The sequence below is a fragment of the Chryseobacterium pennipullorum genome (genome assembly GCF_003384725.1).
In the GTDB taxonomy this organism is placed as follows: domain Bacteria; phylum Bacteroidota; class Bacteroidia; order Flavobacteriales; family Weeksellaceae; genus Chryseobacterium; species Chryseobacterium pennipullorum.
Genome location: NZ_QNVV01000024.1, coordinates 1 through 14,634, shown reverse-complemented (window position 1 = coordinate 14,634; position 14,634 = coordinate 1). Strand labels below are relative to the sequence as shown.

The 14,634-nt window shown below is 32.8% G+C and carries 16 protein-coding genes; 3 read left to right on the top strand and 13 right to left on the bottom strand.

The annotated features are described in order from the left end of the window. Positions 1 to 54: 54 nt before the first annotated feature. From DRF67_RS19385 to DRF67_RS19350, 8 genes are all read right to left on the bottom strand, one after another. Complete coding sequence (locus DRF67_RS19385; RefSeq protein WP_115929954.1) at positions 55 to 714, bottom strand: DUF2461 domain-containing protein; 660 nt, start codon at positions 712 to 714, stop codon at positions 55 to 57. A gap of 628 nt (positions 715 to 1,342) precedes the next feature. Then, the gene (locus DRF67_RS19380; protein WP_115929953.1) at positions 1,343 to 1,888 is read right to left on the bottom strand and encodes a hypothetical protein; all 546 of its coding nucleotides are present in this window, start codon (positions 1,886 to 1,888) and stop codon (positions 1,343 to 1,345) included. A 334-nt stretch (positions 1,889 to 2,222) separates the two neighbouring features. Next, complete coding sequence (locus DRF67_RS21700; RefSeq protein WP_185142129.1) at positions 2,223 to 2,405, bottom strand: hypothetical protein; 183 nt, start codon at positions 2,403 to 2,405, stop codon at positions 2,223 to 2,225. A 101-nt stretch (positions 2,406 to 2,506) separates the two neighbouring features. After that, complete coding sequence (locus DRF67_RS19370; protein ID WP_228435862.1) at positions 2,507 to 3,418, bottom strand: alpha/beta hydrolase family protein; 912 nt, start codon at positions 3,416 to 3,418, stop codon at positions 2,507 to 2,509. A 73-nt stretch (positions 3,419 to 3,491) separates the two neighbouring features. Continuing rightward, positions 3,492 to 4,664: a T9SS C-terminal target domain-containing protein gene (locus DRF67_RS19365; protein WP_123912790.1), complete on the bottom strand. Its 1,173-nt coding sequence runs from the start codon at positions 4,662 to 4,664 to the stop codon at positions 3,492 to 3,494. Between the two features lie 204 nt (positions 4,665 to 4,868). Then, positions 4,869 to 6,041 (bottom strand): alpha/beta hydrolase-fold protein, encoded by a 1,173-nt coding sequence (locus DRF67_RS19360; RefSeq protein ID WP_115929950.1) that lies wholly within the window; start codon positions 6,039 to 6,041, stop codon positions 4,869 to 4,871. Positions 6,042 to 6,951: 910 nt separating this feature from the next. After that, entirely contained in the window at positions 6,952 to 7,440 is a 489-nt protein-coding gene (locus DRF67_RS19355; protein ID WP_115929949.1) for a hypothetical protein, read from the bottom strand. A 234-nt stretch (positions 7,441 to 7,674) separates the two neighbouring features. After that, on the bottom strand, positions 7,675 to 8,184 hold the full coding sequence (locus DRF67_RS19350; protein WP_115929948.1) for a dihydrofolate reductase family protein: 510 nt from the start codon (positions 8,182 to 8,184) through the stop codon (positions 7,675 to 7,677). Between the two features lie 82 nt (positions 8,185 to 8,266). Between DRF67_RS19350 and DRF67_RS19345 the strand changes: the two genes are divergently transcribed. Both DRF67_RS19345 and DRF67_RS19340 read left to right on the top strand, forming a co-directional pair. After that, the gene (locus DRF67_RS19345; RefSeq protein WP_115930002.1) at positions 8,267 to 8,614 is read left to right on the top strand and encodes a winged helix-turn-helix transcriptional regulator; all 348 of its coding nucleotides are present in this window, start codon (positions 8,267 to 8,269) and stop codon (positions 8,612 to 8,614) included. A 135-nt stretch (positions 8,615 to 8,749) separates the two neighbouring features. Then, entirely contained in the window at positions 8,750 to 9,340 is a 591-nt protein-coding gene (locus tag DRF67_RS19340; RefSeq protein WP_115929947.1) for a DUF6624 domain-containing protein, read from the top strand. 110 nt (positions 9,341 to 9,450) lie between these two features. On the opposite strand, the gene DRF67_RS19335 is transcribed toward DRF67_RS19340, so the two are convergent. Beyond that, positions 9,451 to 10,029, bottom strand: coding sequence for a hypothetical protein (locus tag DRF67_RS19335; RefSeq protein WP_123912788.1), 579 nt, complete (start codon positions 10,027 to 10,029; stop codon positions 9,451 to 9,453). A gap of 185 nt (positions 10,030 to 10,214) precedes the next feature. Further along, complete coding sequence (locus DRF67_RS19330) at positions 10,215 to 10,739, bottom strand: hypothetical protein (protein ID WP_123912786.1); 525 nt, start codon at positions 10,737 to 10,739, stop codon at positions 10,215 to 10,217. A gap of 524 nt (positions 10,740 to 11,263) precedes the next feature. Here DRF67_RS19330 and DRF67_RS19325 point away from each other — a divergent pair. Beyond that, positions 11,264 to 11,497: a helix-turn-helix domain-containing protein gene (locus tag DRF67_RS19325; RefSeq protein WP_115929944.1), complete on the top strand. Its 234-nt coding sequence runs from the start codon at positions 11,264 to 11,266 to the stop codon at positions 11,495 to 11,497. A 131-nt stretch (positions 11,498 to 11,628) separates the two neighbouring features. Here DRF67_RS19325 and DRF67_RS19320 read toward each other — a convergent pair whose 3' ends face one another. The 3 genes from DRF67_RS19320 to DRF67_RS19310 form a co-directional block, all read right to left on the bottom strand. Then, entirely contained in the window at positions 11,629 to 12,693 is a 1,065-nt protein-coding gene (locus tag DRF67_RS19320; RefSeq protein WP_165851847.1) for a PIN domain-containing protein, read from the bottom strand. An 87-nt stretch (positions 12,694 to 12,780) separates the two neighbouring features. Continuing rightward, positions 12,781 to 13,449, bottom strand: a complete 669-nt coding sequence (locus tag DRF67_RS19315; RefSeq protein ID WP_115929943.1) for a hypothetical protein — start codon at positions 13,447 to 13,449, stop codon at positions 12,781 to 12,783. Positions 13,450 to 13,554: 105 nt separating this feature from the next. After that, a complete protein-coding gene (locus DRF67_RS19310) occupies positions 13,555 to 14,247 on the bottom strand; it encodes a hypothetical protein (RefSeq protein WP_115929942.1) in 693 nt (230 codons plus the stop codon). Positions 14,248 to 14,634: the final 387 nt, after the last annotated feature.

The following is a 14,634-nucleotide window of genomic DNA, read 5'->3' as shown; positions in this document are numbered from 1 at the left end:
TAATAGGTAAGTTGTGCTGTAGCAGTTCCAGCTCTAACCATTGTTGGTTCGTAACTAAAATAAGGGTTCTCCATTAAGATCCGTTGTCAGCACGTCACTCATATAATCAAAAAAAGGACGCATAGCCAGTAGAGTGAGCAAGGCTTCCTTTTGAAAGCTGTTTGATAAGACTTCCTTATCAGTAAATTTTCGCATGACTACGAATTGCTTTTTTCTGATTAAATCTATAGCCGGGTGATTTTTATCAAAACCCCGGGGAGCCGTTTTTACAGAATCACCCTGGAGTTCCCCAAAATATTTTACAAAAGTTTCATCTGAGGTTATTTTCTCTATTTCTCTGGTGCTGATTTCAAATTCTTTACGGATTCTAAGCAAATCGTTGGCTTCAGGACCCCAAAATCCACCGCCTACAAAGCTGTTGCCAGGTTCCAGCTGAATATAATATCCACCCCTTAACATCGGTTTTGAACGGGAATATCCAGCCCCGAAATTGGTTTTATATGGCGTCTGATCTTTAGAAAAACGAACGTCTCTGTAAATTCTGAAAATATGAATCCCTTTCAGGTTATCGTGTTCCTGAAGTTCTGCATAGATATGATTAAAAAATATCTTGTTTTCTTTTACCACCGCATCGTATTCGGATTTGTGCTGTGCAAACCATTCCCGGTTGTTATTTCTTTCAAGATGCTTAAGGAATTCAAAGGCTTTTTTCATAGAGGAAGTGTTAAACTGAGATCTAATATATTGTTTTTATCACGTTTTAAAACCTGATTCATGAATTTAAACTACGGTTTGTTTTTCTTCATGAGTCTTTTATATCTTTTATATTCAGAGTAATTATTGGATCAAGTACAAAAGTTGTGGGGAGAAAAGGAGTATTTTCTATTTATACTTTTGCCTTGAAGCAAAAGTATACAAAAATTCAAGACTGGAATCATCCGCTAAAAATTGACCTTGCCTCCTAAAATTTCCAAACTCGCATGGATTCTATATTGGTTCTTCGACTCAATTGGGTGGCCATGCTCAGACACTGGAAATTTTTTAACTGATTCAAGATCAATTTTTTTTACGCTACTGATTCCTAGGTCGATTAAAGAATACTTACAACTATTTTTCATAGTACTTATCGGGTTGAAAGCCAATTAGAAAAAAGCCCGCTGAAAAATATACTTAAACATCTGTGGAAATTTGTGCCATCTGCGGTTATTTTTATACTTATACGTTAAAATCGAAGATTATCTCTCTTCAGACACTCAAGGAAGCTCCATCTTTAATATTGATTTCACGTTATTTAGTGGCTATAGATGTTAATAATGGTTTCAAGCCTTATGACTCCAATACATCAGGATTTACCTTCTGAAATATATTCCAGGTAATCTTCTTCCAGATTGTCAATTTCCTGAATGAGAAAATCATACAGGTTGCCATCGAATACTTCATAGTCCTGGTCATCATATTTATCGTATTCAATTTTTATGACACCATTGTCAGTATAGGCCCGGTACAGATTCCCGCTGCGCTTGAAGAACATTTGTCCCAGAGGGTATTCATTATATTCAAGAGCTTCATTGTGCTTTTCTTCAAAACCCATCCACGAAGGCATTTCTTCGTCCTGAGAAAGGCCATAGACAAAAAAGCCATATCCGAATTTCCAGCTTGGAAGAACATCAAATTCCTCAGGCCGTTTCCATACTTCTTCTTTGACTTCAAAAACCAAGGATCCGAAGGTGGTCAAAAAGTCTTTCATATCTTCACTAAATGTAAATCCTGTACTTTCTTCATATTCTGAGATCTGTTTTTCTGTTGCCGGATTGGCTACGGAACCCATGACGAAAAAGTCATCATTTAATTTCTTTTTTCTATCCCAAAATTCTTCCTGTGTTGCCATATTTTATAGGTTATGTACTCTCAATGTTGATTGCATGGTTATCTAAGCAAATATAGGAGAAAGTTAGGGGATAAAAAACTGAGGGCGTAGCGAAATTATGCTGAAAAACCAGCCGATATACTGATTGGGGGCTTTCTTCCCTGGAAATTTTTGATCATGATTATTCCATTGCTTTGCTTATTTTTCACTTTCATCTTTGAAAACGCTCTTTATAAGTCTGGTTAATTTTTCCGGACATTTTAATCTTCTAATGCAATAGGGTTATCTCTCTTTCCTGTTTGATTTTTTCTCTGATTTGCTTTTTGGTCGTCAGAAAAGACGGTACCCATGCTTTCTAATTCGTGTTTAGCGTTTCCCCTGAAATTTTCTTTCGCTTGAACCAGTTCTTTTTGGAAACCAGCTTAGCATTTTGATAACGATTTTTGTTGACGGTAACCGTTTTTCCTTTCAGCTTAGCACCTGATACAGACTTGACCAGTTCAAAATCATAATCTCCTGTTTTATCAGTTATTTTCACAATTAAACCGGGTAGGCCACTGAATTAGAAAAAATATCCACCCACAACTTACAAGTATTTCTCTGTCTCCAATTTAGCAGTGAGTACCTGAGGTAAAATAATTAGGGTTTTTCCGTTGAAGACACTATCGTTTTAATCCATTTTATCATGGTTTCAACAGGCTTCTGGTCTTCCGTGAAGACGGTATTATGGCCTAAATCCGGAAATAATTGATATTCATATCGGCCATTTTTAGACTTCAGTGTCTTCAAACGTTCGATCGATAGCTGAACCGGAACCTGAATATCCCTGCCTCCATAGATCCATAAGCCCGGTATTGACAACTTGGATAATGCAGTCAGAGGATCAGTATCTATGAGTTGATACTTATCGGGATCATTGAATATATGGTGGCGTGCGTCTTCTTCCGAATGGCTGTTCCAGAAATCAGCATTATTGTTGGTGTAAAACTGAAATCTTAATTGTTCCCGGACGGTAACCAACGCTCCACTGAAAATGGCCATAAAGCTGACACTGTTATTTTTCTTAGCTGTCAGAGGAATAATCCATCCCGCCTGGCTGCCGCCAATCAATCCTACCTGAATAGACTTGTCAGCTAAATCTTTCTTCAAAGTGTTTACGGCTGCGCTTGCATCTAACGACAAGAGATTGAGGTTTGCAGAATCAACATTATTAGTCCCCACTTCGGGGCCGGCATATACACCGCCGGATTCTCCGACCCCTCGTTTATCGTAGGTTAAAACCGCTATACCATTTTTGGCTAGAAGACTAGCAAATTCCATCATCCTTTTCTCCTGCCCGGAGCCAGGCACAATGACAAGCGCAGCAAGGGGTTGTGCTGGTTTTACAATGGTCCCTGCAAGAGTGTCTCCATTGCTTACAAATTTCACCTCTTTGGTCATAAAGTCTGGTGATGCCGCCATGACCTGAAAAGAGGTGACCAATAGTAAAAACATCGCGAGGGATTTGCAATAGAAATTTATAGTTCTGATTTCTTTAAATAGAGTATTCATATTTTTTTGAGTTGTTATAAATGCAGCAAGAGAAACACAGACCGAATTGATCTTGTTGGATGAAGGCTTATTATTATCTTACAATTCTAATCTTTTGTAGGATTCCTTTTTCATTTTTGAAACTAAAAAAGTAGGTTCCCCTTCGTACTTTTGATAAATCTATCATTTTATTATAATAGGCAAAACCTTTACTGATTGGTTTTCCATCCATTGAGAAAATAGTGTATTCAAACTGATTGCTATTATTTTTATTACTGATCGCAAAACCATCTCTCGCTGCATTGGTATAGATCTTCTTTTTCAATGCCTGATCATCATGGTCTGTATTGGCAGAGCGTACACTTTCATTAAGATCTGCCACCTGTATGCTTTTAATTGATGAGTTGGACATAGAGGTTGTATTTCCACCGGTGATGTATAATTTATTGTTATATATTTCCGCGGCCGAATGTCTTCGGGGAATCATGTTAGACGATAACTGATGTAATTCATTGGTGGCTATATCAAAATAGGCCAGAAAAGTTAGATTATCATAATCACCTACTATAAAAATTTTATTATCGGATACTGCCAGTGAATGTCCGGACACGCTGACCGGCATTGTATATTGTTCCGTCCAAAGGGTGGTAGTCAAATCAAAGACATTGATCAGATTAGATGAAGTTCCGTTAAAACCACCAATGACATACAGTTTATTATTAACAATTTTGCCTTTTGTTTCTTTAGCTATCGGCATATCAGGTAATGGGTTCCAGGTATCTGAAGCAATATCGTAATATTGAAACTTGTTAGAAAATACAGTTTTTGCAGCCCCATTTAATCCGCTGCCCCCAAACACATAGATTTTACCATCATGAATGGCAGATCCTGAATTTCCGGCATAAAAAGGATTAACAGCTCCCTTTGTTATGGTACTGGTTCCAAGATCTACAATTTCAAGCTGATTATTCTTCCAACCGTTGAAAATATAAATCTTATTATCGTCAGTCTCCGAATTGGCAAACCTTTTAGGAACCAGTTTAGAACTGAAAATGCTCCAACGGTTGTTGGTAATATTATACTTCTCAATATAATTGGTGTCTTTATTTGCTGTATAGCCATTGCTCACGTACATGTTCTCATTCACGACAACACTTGTTAATGCACCCCTGTCTGCAGACATATCTGCGAGATTTTGAAAATGAAGGGTTTGGGCATGGACTAAGAAGAAGCCCAAAAATGAAAGGAGAAATAATTTTGTTTTCAATGGTGTATAGATTTAGTGTTTTGTTTTTTATTGATTTTCTATTGAGAATCCGGGATTGGTGCACTCCAGAATATCAATAGAACATCCAGGCTTAAAGATAGGGAAAAAGTATAAGCGAATTTTTTCGGTTGACTTTTTTGTCATTCCCAAACGTAAAATTTGTTTGCTATGGTGTCCTAGAATGGGCAGGGGAGTACTGAATTTTTAGTTTTTATTCCCTGATTGCAGTTGTTCCAATATTTTTTTTCCATCTGCATTATCAGAATTTAATTGGAGGGATTTTTTATAATTTTCAATGGCTGATTTCTTATCTCCTTTTTTCATATAGACTTCTCCTAAACTATCATAAGCATTCCAGGAATCAGGATAATTTCTGACATTTTGTTGGAATAAATTAAGAGCAATATCAATATTTCCTGCTCGAAGCTGTTTGTAACCACGATTGTTGACAAAATCTTCTGTAGGCTGAATAGGATAACCAAATTCTTTGGAAAGACTTTCGAAGCGCTGCTGAATTTCTTCGGGAGTCATTAATGTTGAACTGTAATTGTCAAAAAACCAATTTTTGTAAATAAATTTCAAACCGTCAAACATACTTTTATAGGTGACTGAGAAATGGTCTTCTTCTTTATAATGTCTAAAATCCCATTCAAAGGAAGCTGGGGCAAAACGTCTTAACTGTTCTGTGATTAGGTTCACTTTTTGGGTATTCTCATCACCGAGGCTAATGTACATTTTCCCTTTTAAGTCTTTTCTTTGTAGCATTTTGCTGAAATCACCTATTAGACTACTATTTTCGTCATGAATTGCGGGACTTATCAGGATGATGGCCTGGAATAAACCAGGCAATGTGTTTTTAGTATAAAAGGCAAATTCACCTGCTAAAGAATGCCCCATTAAAATTCTATAAGGTTGTGTTTTAAAACGGGAATTTATTTGTGGTACAACTTCCAGCTCAATAAATTTTAAAAATTTTCCAGAGCCCTCAGATACTGATATTTTTGAGAGGTCTTTTTTTCCGTTGAGCAAATCGTAATGAATATTTAAATCTTTACCTCTGTCGATATTGACTATCCCAACGACAATTATTTTTGGAATTCTATTCCGATCGTAATCCGAAAGATAATCGGTAAGTTGGGATACATATTTAAAATGGGCATCACCATCCAGTAGGTAAAGAACAGGGTAGCTCTGAGAAGGGGAGTAGCCTTCAGGCAGGTGAACCCAAATGCTTCTGGGCTGATGAAGGACTTTTGATTCTATCAGAAAGGCGGTATCTTGATTAGGTGGTATGTTTTCAAGCTGTGAGAAAGCTGAAAAAGAAAGTAAAGAAAAATATAACAGAAAAATTTTTCTCCATTTGAAAGAAGATAGCATGAGATTCATAGGCTTACTATTTTGTGATGTTGGAGTTTTTTGTTTTATTTATTGCTTTGATTAACAGTGTTTGGTTTGATAGCTGTTAGTGGGCATGAATGTAGCATAAAGAATACAGCCTTTAGCCGTCGATACAAGTTAAGAAGTTTGTATTAAAATACTGGCAAGCTCCTCTTTATATCCAGATTTTGCGGTTAGCTTTCCATGAAGTAAATATTTTTTCCATATATTTTGTCATTGTTTTACAAATGTATTCATTTATATAGCAATTTTGAAAGTATTACTAATCAACTGGAAATAAAAACTGCCCGGCTACCATTGCTGTGCAAAGGGGCGCTGTAGGACGCAGTGGGTTTGTTTAAATGATACCACTTTTTTAGTTCTTTGATGAGTTTAATCGCATTGCTGTTTTAATTTCAAAAAATGCAAGGACTGAAATTATAATTATTTCAACTAGGAAATATAAGATTCCATAAATAGTTAAGAATGGAGTTGAGCAAAGGATTAAAACAGTAAGTGAGCAATACAGTAAATTAAATGATGCAAGAATAAACAAAAGAGGTTTCCAAAATCTTTCGTTAGCAAAGCAGCAGAACATACCGTAGCAACAGATTAAAAATGCAATAATTGCCAAAATAGTGATTTTGGAAGGATCAATTCCGAAAAAATGATGATAATTCCTTACAACAAAGAACAGTAATATTGTGGTTATTAATGCTCCGAAAGTATCTATTAGCAGAAGCCTTTTGAGGTTTTTGATGCGATTCACGTTGGATGGTGTATTTGAATTGGAAGTTTGTCAATTATTTGTCTGCTTTTTTTTCGCTCTCCGAAGTCTGCTGATTTTTTTTAGTTTCGAACTTTCGCCATACCTTTAAATAACTGCTGTTTTAAAATTAAAAAGCTTTTATTATTTGAAAGCTTCTTTAAACTCATCGATGTACGAAAATTTTTCATATCCTAAACTTTGGAATACAGTTTTTACATAGCGCTTTACTTCATCATAGTTTTTGTGATAAAACTGAGATATCTTTACAACCTTTTGGCCATTCTTATATAAGTATAAATATTCGTAGGTACCACCTCTTGCACTAAGATAGCTATATTTCCACCCCTCTATTGTAGAAACTTTATATGATTTTGTCTGAAGCCCCATAAAGCGTTTTATAATAATTTCATGTGGTGTGAATTCAACACTAATGAATTTATGTTTAATCTCTCCAAAAAACATGGCTAAGAAAGATAAAATAAATATTCCGGGGAGAAAGATTTTCGGAAATAGAGTGTTTTCATAGTAAGGGTCATTAAAAATCTGGAATATGATTTTTATGAACAAAATGGGAATAACTATTAAGAGTAACAGTGGTAAATAGGCTTTTAAGGTTAGTTTAGTTTTCATGCAATAAAAGAGTGAGTATACTTCTAAAAATCTGTCAACCTCCAAATTTACGCATTCCGTCTACATATAATACATAGGATTACGACTAAATTTCAAGTAGAAAGTTCATTGGATTTTCTGTAAACAAAAAACCGTTCTACAAAAAGCAGAACGATTAGTATATTGATTTGTCTCAGCGACAATAAGTCTCATCGCTGCGCAAAGTCGTGTATTCACTTTTTTAGCCTTTGTCATTCAGTCTTCCCTGCTGAGATGCAGTTGAATAAAACCATCTTTAAGGTTATAGTCTATATGCTTAAATTTCGAATTCAGTTCACTGCTGTTTCCTAAAACACCGCCAACTCCTGTGATGAGTGGATGAATATTAAAATAAATGTCCGTTACCAAATCTTTGTTGATAAAGGCATTAAAAGCACCTGTTCCACCGCCAACTGCCATTTCGTGCCAGCCTTTTCCTGACATATATTCAATAGCTTCTTCAGGACTTTTAACCGTCTTGTAGTCTTTTGATAGGTAAGGTTTTTCAGAGAGTATTACGATTTCTATTCCGCTGAAATGTTCCTTGACTTCCTGTGGGAAGGTTAAAAAATTTTCAAAGGTTTTAAAGCCGATGACAAGGTTTCCCACTTTTTTCGCGAATACTAAATAAAATTCCATTGCTTCTGGTGGTAGCTGATGATGTGGATTGTCGGATAATAATACTTTACCATTAGCTGAAATGTTGGCAATTACTGTTACTTTCATTTTTAATTTTTTTTACAGTGTAAAATTATCTGAAAGAAACTTTACCTTTACTATCCGTTACCTTTTGGAAAGTAACTATTGTATGAGTACCAAAAAAAATGACATCAGTAAAGAAAAAATACTGGCCCTTAAAGATGCCATTGAATTATTGGGTGGCAAGTGGAAATTCTGTATTCTGCATAATCTGTATAATAGCAAAACAATGCGGTTCAAAGATTTGCAGGAAATAGCTCAGGGAATAAGTCCAAAAGTTTTATCCAAAGTGCTGCAGGAGCTGGAAGATAATTTACTGATCACCCGAACGGTTAATAACACCAAACCTATTACCGTCTCATATGCACTTACAACACATGCCAAAGAAACTGAAGAGGTTGTTAATGCCTTAATTAATTTTGGGTTGAAGCATAGAAAGAAAATAAAGGAGAAGTGATTGTATATAATTAAGAATGTGAATTTACATCAAATCATCTTTCTTGTTTTTGATGGCTCTATTTTTTCCTATTTTTACAATTAATTTTTAACCAAAAATGGTCAATCTATTTTGGATTATGACACAAAAATAGAAATGAAAATAAAAAAAATATTATTTAGCATATTAACCGCTCTTGTTGTAATGATATCAATATTCCTTTATATGAATAGGGATAAATTTGTCTATGTAGGTTCAGTAGATATTATTGAAGTCGATTGCAGCAAAAAAAATCAAATCTTGAGCGAAGTTTTAGAAAGTGACCAAAGGATTAGAAAATCAAATGAACTCATCAAATACGCTAAAGAAGATCACAGGAATCAGGAATTAGTGATTAGCATTATTGAAAAGTGTGGTATGCCGACATTAAAGGAGGTGGATCAAAAACACATGGATGCAATCTGGTTGGGTCTGCAACATAGTACTAAAGAAATCAGAAAAAAGTATTTTCCACAAATAGAGAAAGCGGTAAAAAATGGAGACTTATCTAAACAGCAATATGCATTGATGAAAGATAGGATGTTAATGGACGAAGGAAAACCCCAAATGTATGGTTCACAAATAGAAAATGGTAAATTGTATACATTAGAAAATCCCGAAACTGTAAACGAAAGAAGAAAAGAAATGGGATTGGAACCAATAGAGGATTATTTAAAGTATTTTAATATTCAGTTCAATACGAATTAACAACACAACATGTAATCACGTGGACGACTTTGCTCTCCGAAGTCTCCTGACTTTGGATTATTTATTTTTTTGTGCAAACTCTGAAGATTTTGCGGAGCTGGGTAGTATTTTTAAGTGATAAAAGTATTGATTATTTTTTTTACCATCCAGTTTCCATCTTTTTGTTTTTCCAGCAGGTACCCAAAACCAATTCCAAAAGAAGAGTCAAAATATCTGGCTTCTATGTAAGTAGATCCATCTTTGAAGTATACAGGATTTGAGAATTCACAGAATTTTATACGATTATTAATGTCTTCTTTACTGGCAAGTTTTATATTGGGGTTTATTTTACGATCAACTTTCAGAGAATCAAAAAAATATTGGTTTTGTTGTAATAGATGCAAAGAGTCAGATTTTCTTTCTTCTGATTTATTGTTCTTCAAATCAAGCAAATGAGCAACACTTTTATTAAAAAATGGTGGTGGTCCCGGTTCTTCTCCCAGGATTTCTTTTTTACTGGGACTATAGACTTTTAATTGTAAAAGTTTAGGATTAACTAAATAGATGTTCTCTTTTGAAGTACTACGATTGGATTCGTATTTCAAAACAGCATTCACTATTTTGTTTAGTTCTGTTTCTTCTTGTTTTTTACTTTTAGAACAGCTTACTGTAAAAAGGACAACAATTAATATCCAAAATATTTTTTTCATTCCATTACCCTTTTGGTTGTGCATATTTAGTGTGGCTACGACACAAATATAGGTAAAGTTGGGGGAGTGGAAGAAGGTATTTTAGATGAAATAATATTATAGATAATCTTAAATCGGAAAATTTAGGATTACTTAGTTTATTAGCGCAAAGCCGGGAGATTGTGTATGGCGGAGCAAGACTATCTTTATTCTTTCCTTCTCCTTTCAATAATAAGATACGCCGCATCCAGCATTTTGATCATATGAATATACGGGTTTATCATATTCCTTTCCGGTAGCTTGTCATAGATGCCCAGTGAGAAGTAGACCATCCCGGAAATAAAATAATCAAATTCCTTAACGTTGTATTCTTTGAAAGCTTTTTTAAAGACTAGTAGCGGATTTTGATATTCTTTCTCAGAAAGCAGGCCAAGAACCAATGGAGAGACCTCTTCCAACTGAGCATTGACAAACAATTTCTTTTCCTTCAACATTAAAAAGTAGCCTGCACGAATGAATGACCGAATCGCCTGATGAAAATGATAAATAACGGAAGGATCTTCTTTTATCCAGCTATTTCTTTTAAGGGCATAGCTCATAATGTTGTTTAAAAGCTCTTTGGATGTTGCGAGATCATTGAGCTGAAAAAATGTTTCCATCTGCTGTAACTCGTAATGTTTCTTCCGGCCTTTCCCAAGCCGGGGTTGAAAGTCTGTTCTGTTTTTTTTCATGAGTGTGTATTTTTTGTTGTACGATTTTACCCGGCAGTAAAGAAATAAGCTCTGCAATGCCTGAGCTTCCTGTCTATACAAACCGAATGAATAGGATAGAATTTGTGTTTTTCTAAAAGCCCTGAAGCCGCAATGGATTGTACACCCCATTGTATCGTATCATGATACTTTATGTGGTAAAGCAGGCTTAGAAAAAGATAATTGTAGAAAAGCAGAACAGCATGAAAATAAAAACGGCATGAAACTCTACAATATCCGTAATAGAGGTACTGGTATACCCACACACAGGATAAGAGAGCCCACGCCTAGGTCGTGAGCTTCCTGCTTATCGTCTCGTGTGTTAAAAATTACCAGTTTTCTATTACAAGATTCTAAGCAATAGCTTCTATATTTCTTTGAAGTATCGCAAAGCTACATTTATTGTAGCTTATTATACAAATATAATATAATTTTCGAATTGTAGGTTAATTCAACTACATTTTTTTATTGTAAACTTTCCAAATTGCTTTGATAATGGTATTGCAATGGATAGAATTGAATTTCGAATCGCTTTTGGTAAAAGAGTTGAAAAATTTAGAAAGAAGATGGGATTAAGCTATCGGGAGTTAGCTCAAAAATGTGATGTAGACCATAGTAATATCAGCAAAATTGAAAAAGGAGAAGTTGATTTAAGAATTTCAACAATACAGGAACTAGCTAAAGGTTTAGAAGTTCATCCTCAAGAATTATTTGATTTTAAAATAGATGATAAATCCTAACGAAAGTTGGGATTTATCTTTATTATATTGTCTGGTGATAGAGTAAACCTAACCCCGAAGTCTATAGACTTCGGAGTATGTCAAAGGGATTGTTTTTTATTTGTACGAAGTCGGTGTCGCTGTAGAGGATTTTAGTCTATCTGAATTGATAATATATTAAATTCATCATCAACAATTAGTGAAATTTTTAATTCTGGGTTAATTAATTCAGAAGCCCAAATTACATAATCATTATGGTCTAAATCCTCAACATCATAGGTAGCCTCATCATTTGAGTAATGCTCGTATTTATCAACATAAAAATCAATAGTCATTTCTACATTACATTTTAAATCTATTAGGTATTCTGTTGAATTTAGCTTTAGTACATTTATAATTTTAATATTATCAGCATTTTCAATATACCTTATTGTAGTATCTTGATATGGTATTGAATCTATTTCTGAAACGTCTGCATAATCAAATTCTTTTCTAAGGCTATTTAATAGTAAATTTTCTAAATCAAAATCTTCAATTTCGCCTAATTCAATTCTGTCTTTAAATGAATTTGCTTGTTCAAAGAATAATTTTGCTTTTTCTTGAGAGAACTCAGCTAATGTATTAAGCATTTTTATTGATTCCTCATCTAAATCAGATGTCTGAATTTCTATTATAAGTTCTTTATGTAAATCATTTTGATTCTCACAAAAGTCTTTTTTATTATTACTAATGAATAATACAGCTGGATTTGCGATATTTGTTCCTATTATTGGCATAAGAGATTTTACATTTTCCCAAATTAAGGAGTCTCTATATCCTTTTTCTCCAGAATTAAAAGGTTTAATCTTTTTTATTGCCTTGTTAACAATATATTCATGGGGAATTTTTGGATAATCTATTGTTTTGATATTGTTTTCTTTAAGTAAACTCTGAATGTATTTTTTATATTCTTCAATTTCCTTTGTTATTTCATCAGCTGAAATATTAGAATGCTTTTCTGATGTAGTTAATTTTTTTATTGTATTTGTTTCTTTTTCGATTTTTGATTTAGCTTCATGAAGTCTTTCTTCAAATTTATTGAAGATTTCATCTAATACAATTTTGGGAATATATAAGTCAATGTCACCCTTTTTTGATGCTTCTAAAAGAATCTTCGAATCCGGAGAAGATAATCTGAAATCTGAAATTATTATATTGGAATCTAGAACTACTTTCATAAAAAAATATTATTAGTTTTTATTAGGTTAATTTATAATTATTCGAAAATTAGGAGACTTTGCGTAGTGGAGACTGTGTATAAAAAACTATTGTAATTTTTTAATAGAGAGAATATAGTCAAAAAAAAGCTGGCGTACACCTCCTTCCAATCTTAACTTAAGGAGTGATTCTTGATTAAGTAGATCTGCATTATTAATACAAGAAAATACTAAGTCTTTTAGTAATTCTACATTAATATGAGTTGTGAACTTTTCTGGATTTGTATCAAGAGTTTCATAGGATCCATTCCATTCTTCTTCAGCCTTTTTATAAACTGTTGATATGTCTGAATTATATCTAAATCTATAATATTTTTCTTTTTTAATGTCAAAAGAAGTTAAACTTATATTATGTAATAATCCATTTCTTAATGCATATATTGTATCAATTAAATCATCGTTTTCTTCTAACTCGGCATATTGAACTAAAGCTCTTTTTAAGCCATTTCCAAATTTAGGTTCAGGTTTATCCGTTCTATCATAACAAATGCCTAATTGGTCTAAAATTGAACATAAAGTTATATAAGGCATTAATTGTTTACTATAATCGTTTGTTAAAGCTTGTAGTACATTTTGACGAGCAAAAGATAATGTTGACCTTAAAATATATTTTTTAAGCATTATTGGGCCATGGCTATTATTTAAATGGATAAATGCCATTTCTTCGAAAGTCAATTCATTAATTTCTTTACTGTGTAATTGATATTCAGTTATCATATCGATATTTATTATTATGGTTTATTTTAAGTTTATGAGTTAAACTTGTAACTTAATTTTGGATATTATTCTTTCTGTAAAGTCAGTATTTTATTAATACAATGATCAAATAACATTATAATCATTTGATGATTTTTCTATATTTTGAATAAGTTCTCTAAATTTTTTAAGATGTTCACTATCTCCATCTATGTATGTATTTCTTATATTTTCTAAAGTTTCAGCATTATTATAAATTCTACTTTTTATGTAGAAAAGTTTTTTTCTTAATGTTGATGTCATTCTTAAAATTTCCTTTTCGTTATGCCCTTGATAGCCTATATTAGCCCTTAATGCTAATGCTGATTCTATAAAGGTCTTAAATATATTTTCACTGATATAATCGAAATTATTCTGTTGTTTAGTTCTTTCACAATCGGCAATATATTTATAATAATCATTAATCGATTTATTTACTTTTTCTACCCATGGTTTATGTAAATAAATTGTAGGAAATTCATCCTTGTAACTATCAATCATATCAGCTTTTTTGTTGTAAAGTTCTAGAACTTCAAACCCATATTCGACTAATTTATCATATTTAAATTTTTTAGTATCCTCATAGTCTTTTTTAACGGAAAAATATAGTTCACTATAAAAATCAATATATTTATAAAGATTTACAAAATCTATTTCATTATTTTGAGTCTTATATATACTTTGAAAAGATTTAAATGTTGATTTTACATCCATATCAACTATCCTGGTGAAATTTTTATTTATTTCAATTAATAAGGCATTATTAATAGTTGGATTCATCAATTCAAATTTGATATACTCTTTTAAACTTTCATTTAATGTTTCTAAAGAATCTAATAGAGTTTTTAAATAATATAATAACACTTTATAATGTTCCAGTAAATCTTTTTGTTCCTGTTTTCTTTCACTATTTTCTTTTTCAAGTATTTCATTTTTTTGACTTACTAATGCATAAATAACAAATAGAATTGATAGAAATGTTAATAAACCCGATATGAGTGTCGCATAGCTACTTATTATATCATACTTGTTAATAAAATCAAGTTTAAAAGTTCTGTTCGGTTCTTCGGTAACCTTCCCTGTTTTTCAGACAAATTAAAATTATTAAATTTAGTTTGTTAAACCTTATGAAAAAGAGCAAATTTTCGGAACATCAGATTATCCATA

What these genes read in the sequence shown, in the direction of transcription:
- DRF67_RS19385 (WP_115929954.1), bottom strand. Translation starts at nt 714, where the DNA reads ATGAAAAAAGCCTTTGAATTCCTTAAGCATCTTGAAAGAAATAACAAC.
- DRF67_RS19380 (WP_115929953.1), bottom strand. Translation starts at nt 1,888, where the DNA reads ATGGCAACACAGGAAGAATTTTGGGATAGAAAAAAGAAATTAAATGAT.
- DRF67_RS19370 (WP_228435862.1), bottom strand. Translation starts at nt 3,418, where the DNA reads ATGAATACTCTATTTAAAGAAATCAGAACTATAAATTTCTATTGCAAA.
- DRF67_RS19360 (WP_115929950.1), bottom strand. Translation starts at nt 6,041, where the DNA reads ATGCTATCTTCTTTCAAATGGAGAAAAATTTTTCTGTTATATTTTTCT.
- DRF67_RS19355 (WP_115929949.1), bottom strand. Translation starts at nt 7,440, where the DNA reads ATGAAAACTAAACTAACCTTAAAAGCCTATTTACCACTGTTACTCTTA.
- DRF67_RS19350 (WP_115929948.1), bottom strand. Translation starts at nt 8,184, where the DNA reads ATGAAAGTAACAGTAATTGCCAACATTTCAGCTAATGGTAAAGTATTA.
- DRF67_RS19345 (WP_115930002.1), top strand. Translation starts at nt 8,267, where the DNA reads ATGAGTACCAAAAAAAATGACATCAGTAAAGAAAAAATACTGGCCCTT.
- DRF67_RS19340 (WP_115929947.1), top strand. Translation starts at nt 8,750, where the DNA reads ATGAAAATAAAAAAAATATTATTTAGCATATTAACCGCTCTTGTTGTA.
- DRF67_RS19335 (WP_123912788.1), bottom strand. Translation starts at nt 10,029, where the DNA reads ATGAAAAAAATATTTTGGATATTAATTGTTGTCCTTTTTACAGTAAGC.
- DRF67_RS19330 (WP_123912786.1), bottom strand. Translation starts at nt 10,739, where the DNA reads ATGAAAAAAAACAGAACAGACTTTCAACCCCGGCTTGGGAAAGGCCGG.
- DRF67_RS19325 (WP_115929944.1), top strand. Translation starts at nt 11,264, where the DNA reads ATGGATAGAATTGAATTTCGAATCGCTTTTGGTAAAAGAGTTGAAAAA.
- DRF67_RS19320 (WP_165851847.1), bottom strand. Translation starts at nt 12,693, where the DNA reads ATGAAAGTAGTTCTAGATTCCAATATAATAATTTCAGATTTCAGATTA.
- DRF67_RS19315 (WP_115929943.1), bottom strand. Translation starts at nt 13,449, where the DNA reads ATGATAACTGAATATCAATTACACAGTAAAGAAATTAATGAATTGACT.
- DRF67_RS19310 (WP_115929942.1), bottom strand. Translation starts at nt 14,247, where the DNA reads ATGAATCCAACTATTAATAATGCCTTATTAATTGAAATAAATAAAAAT.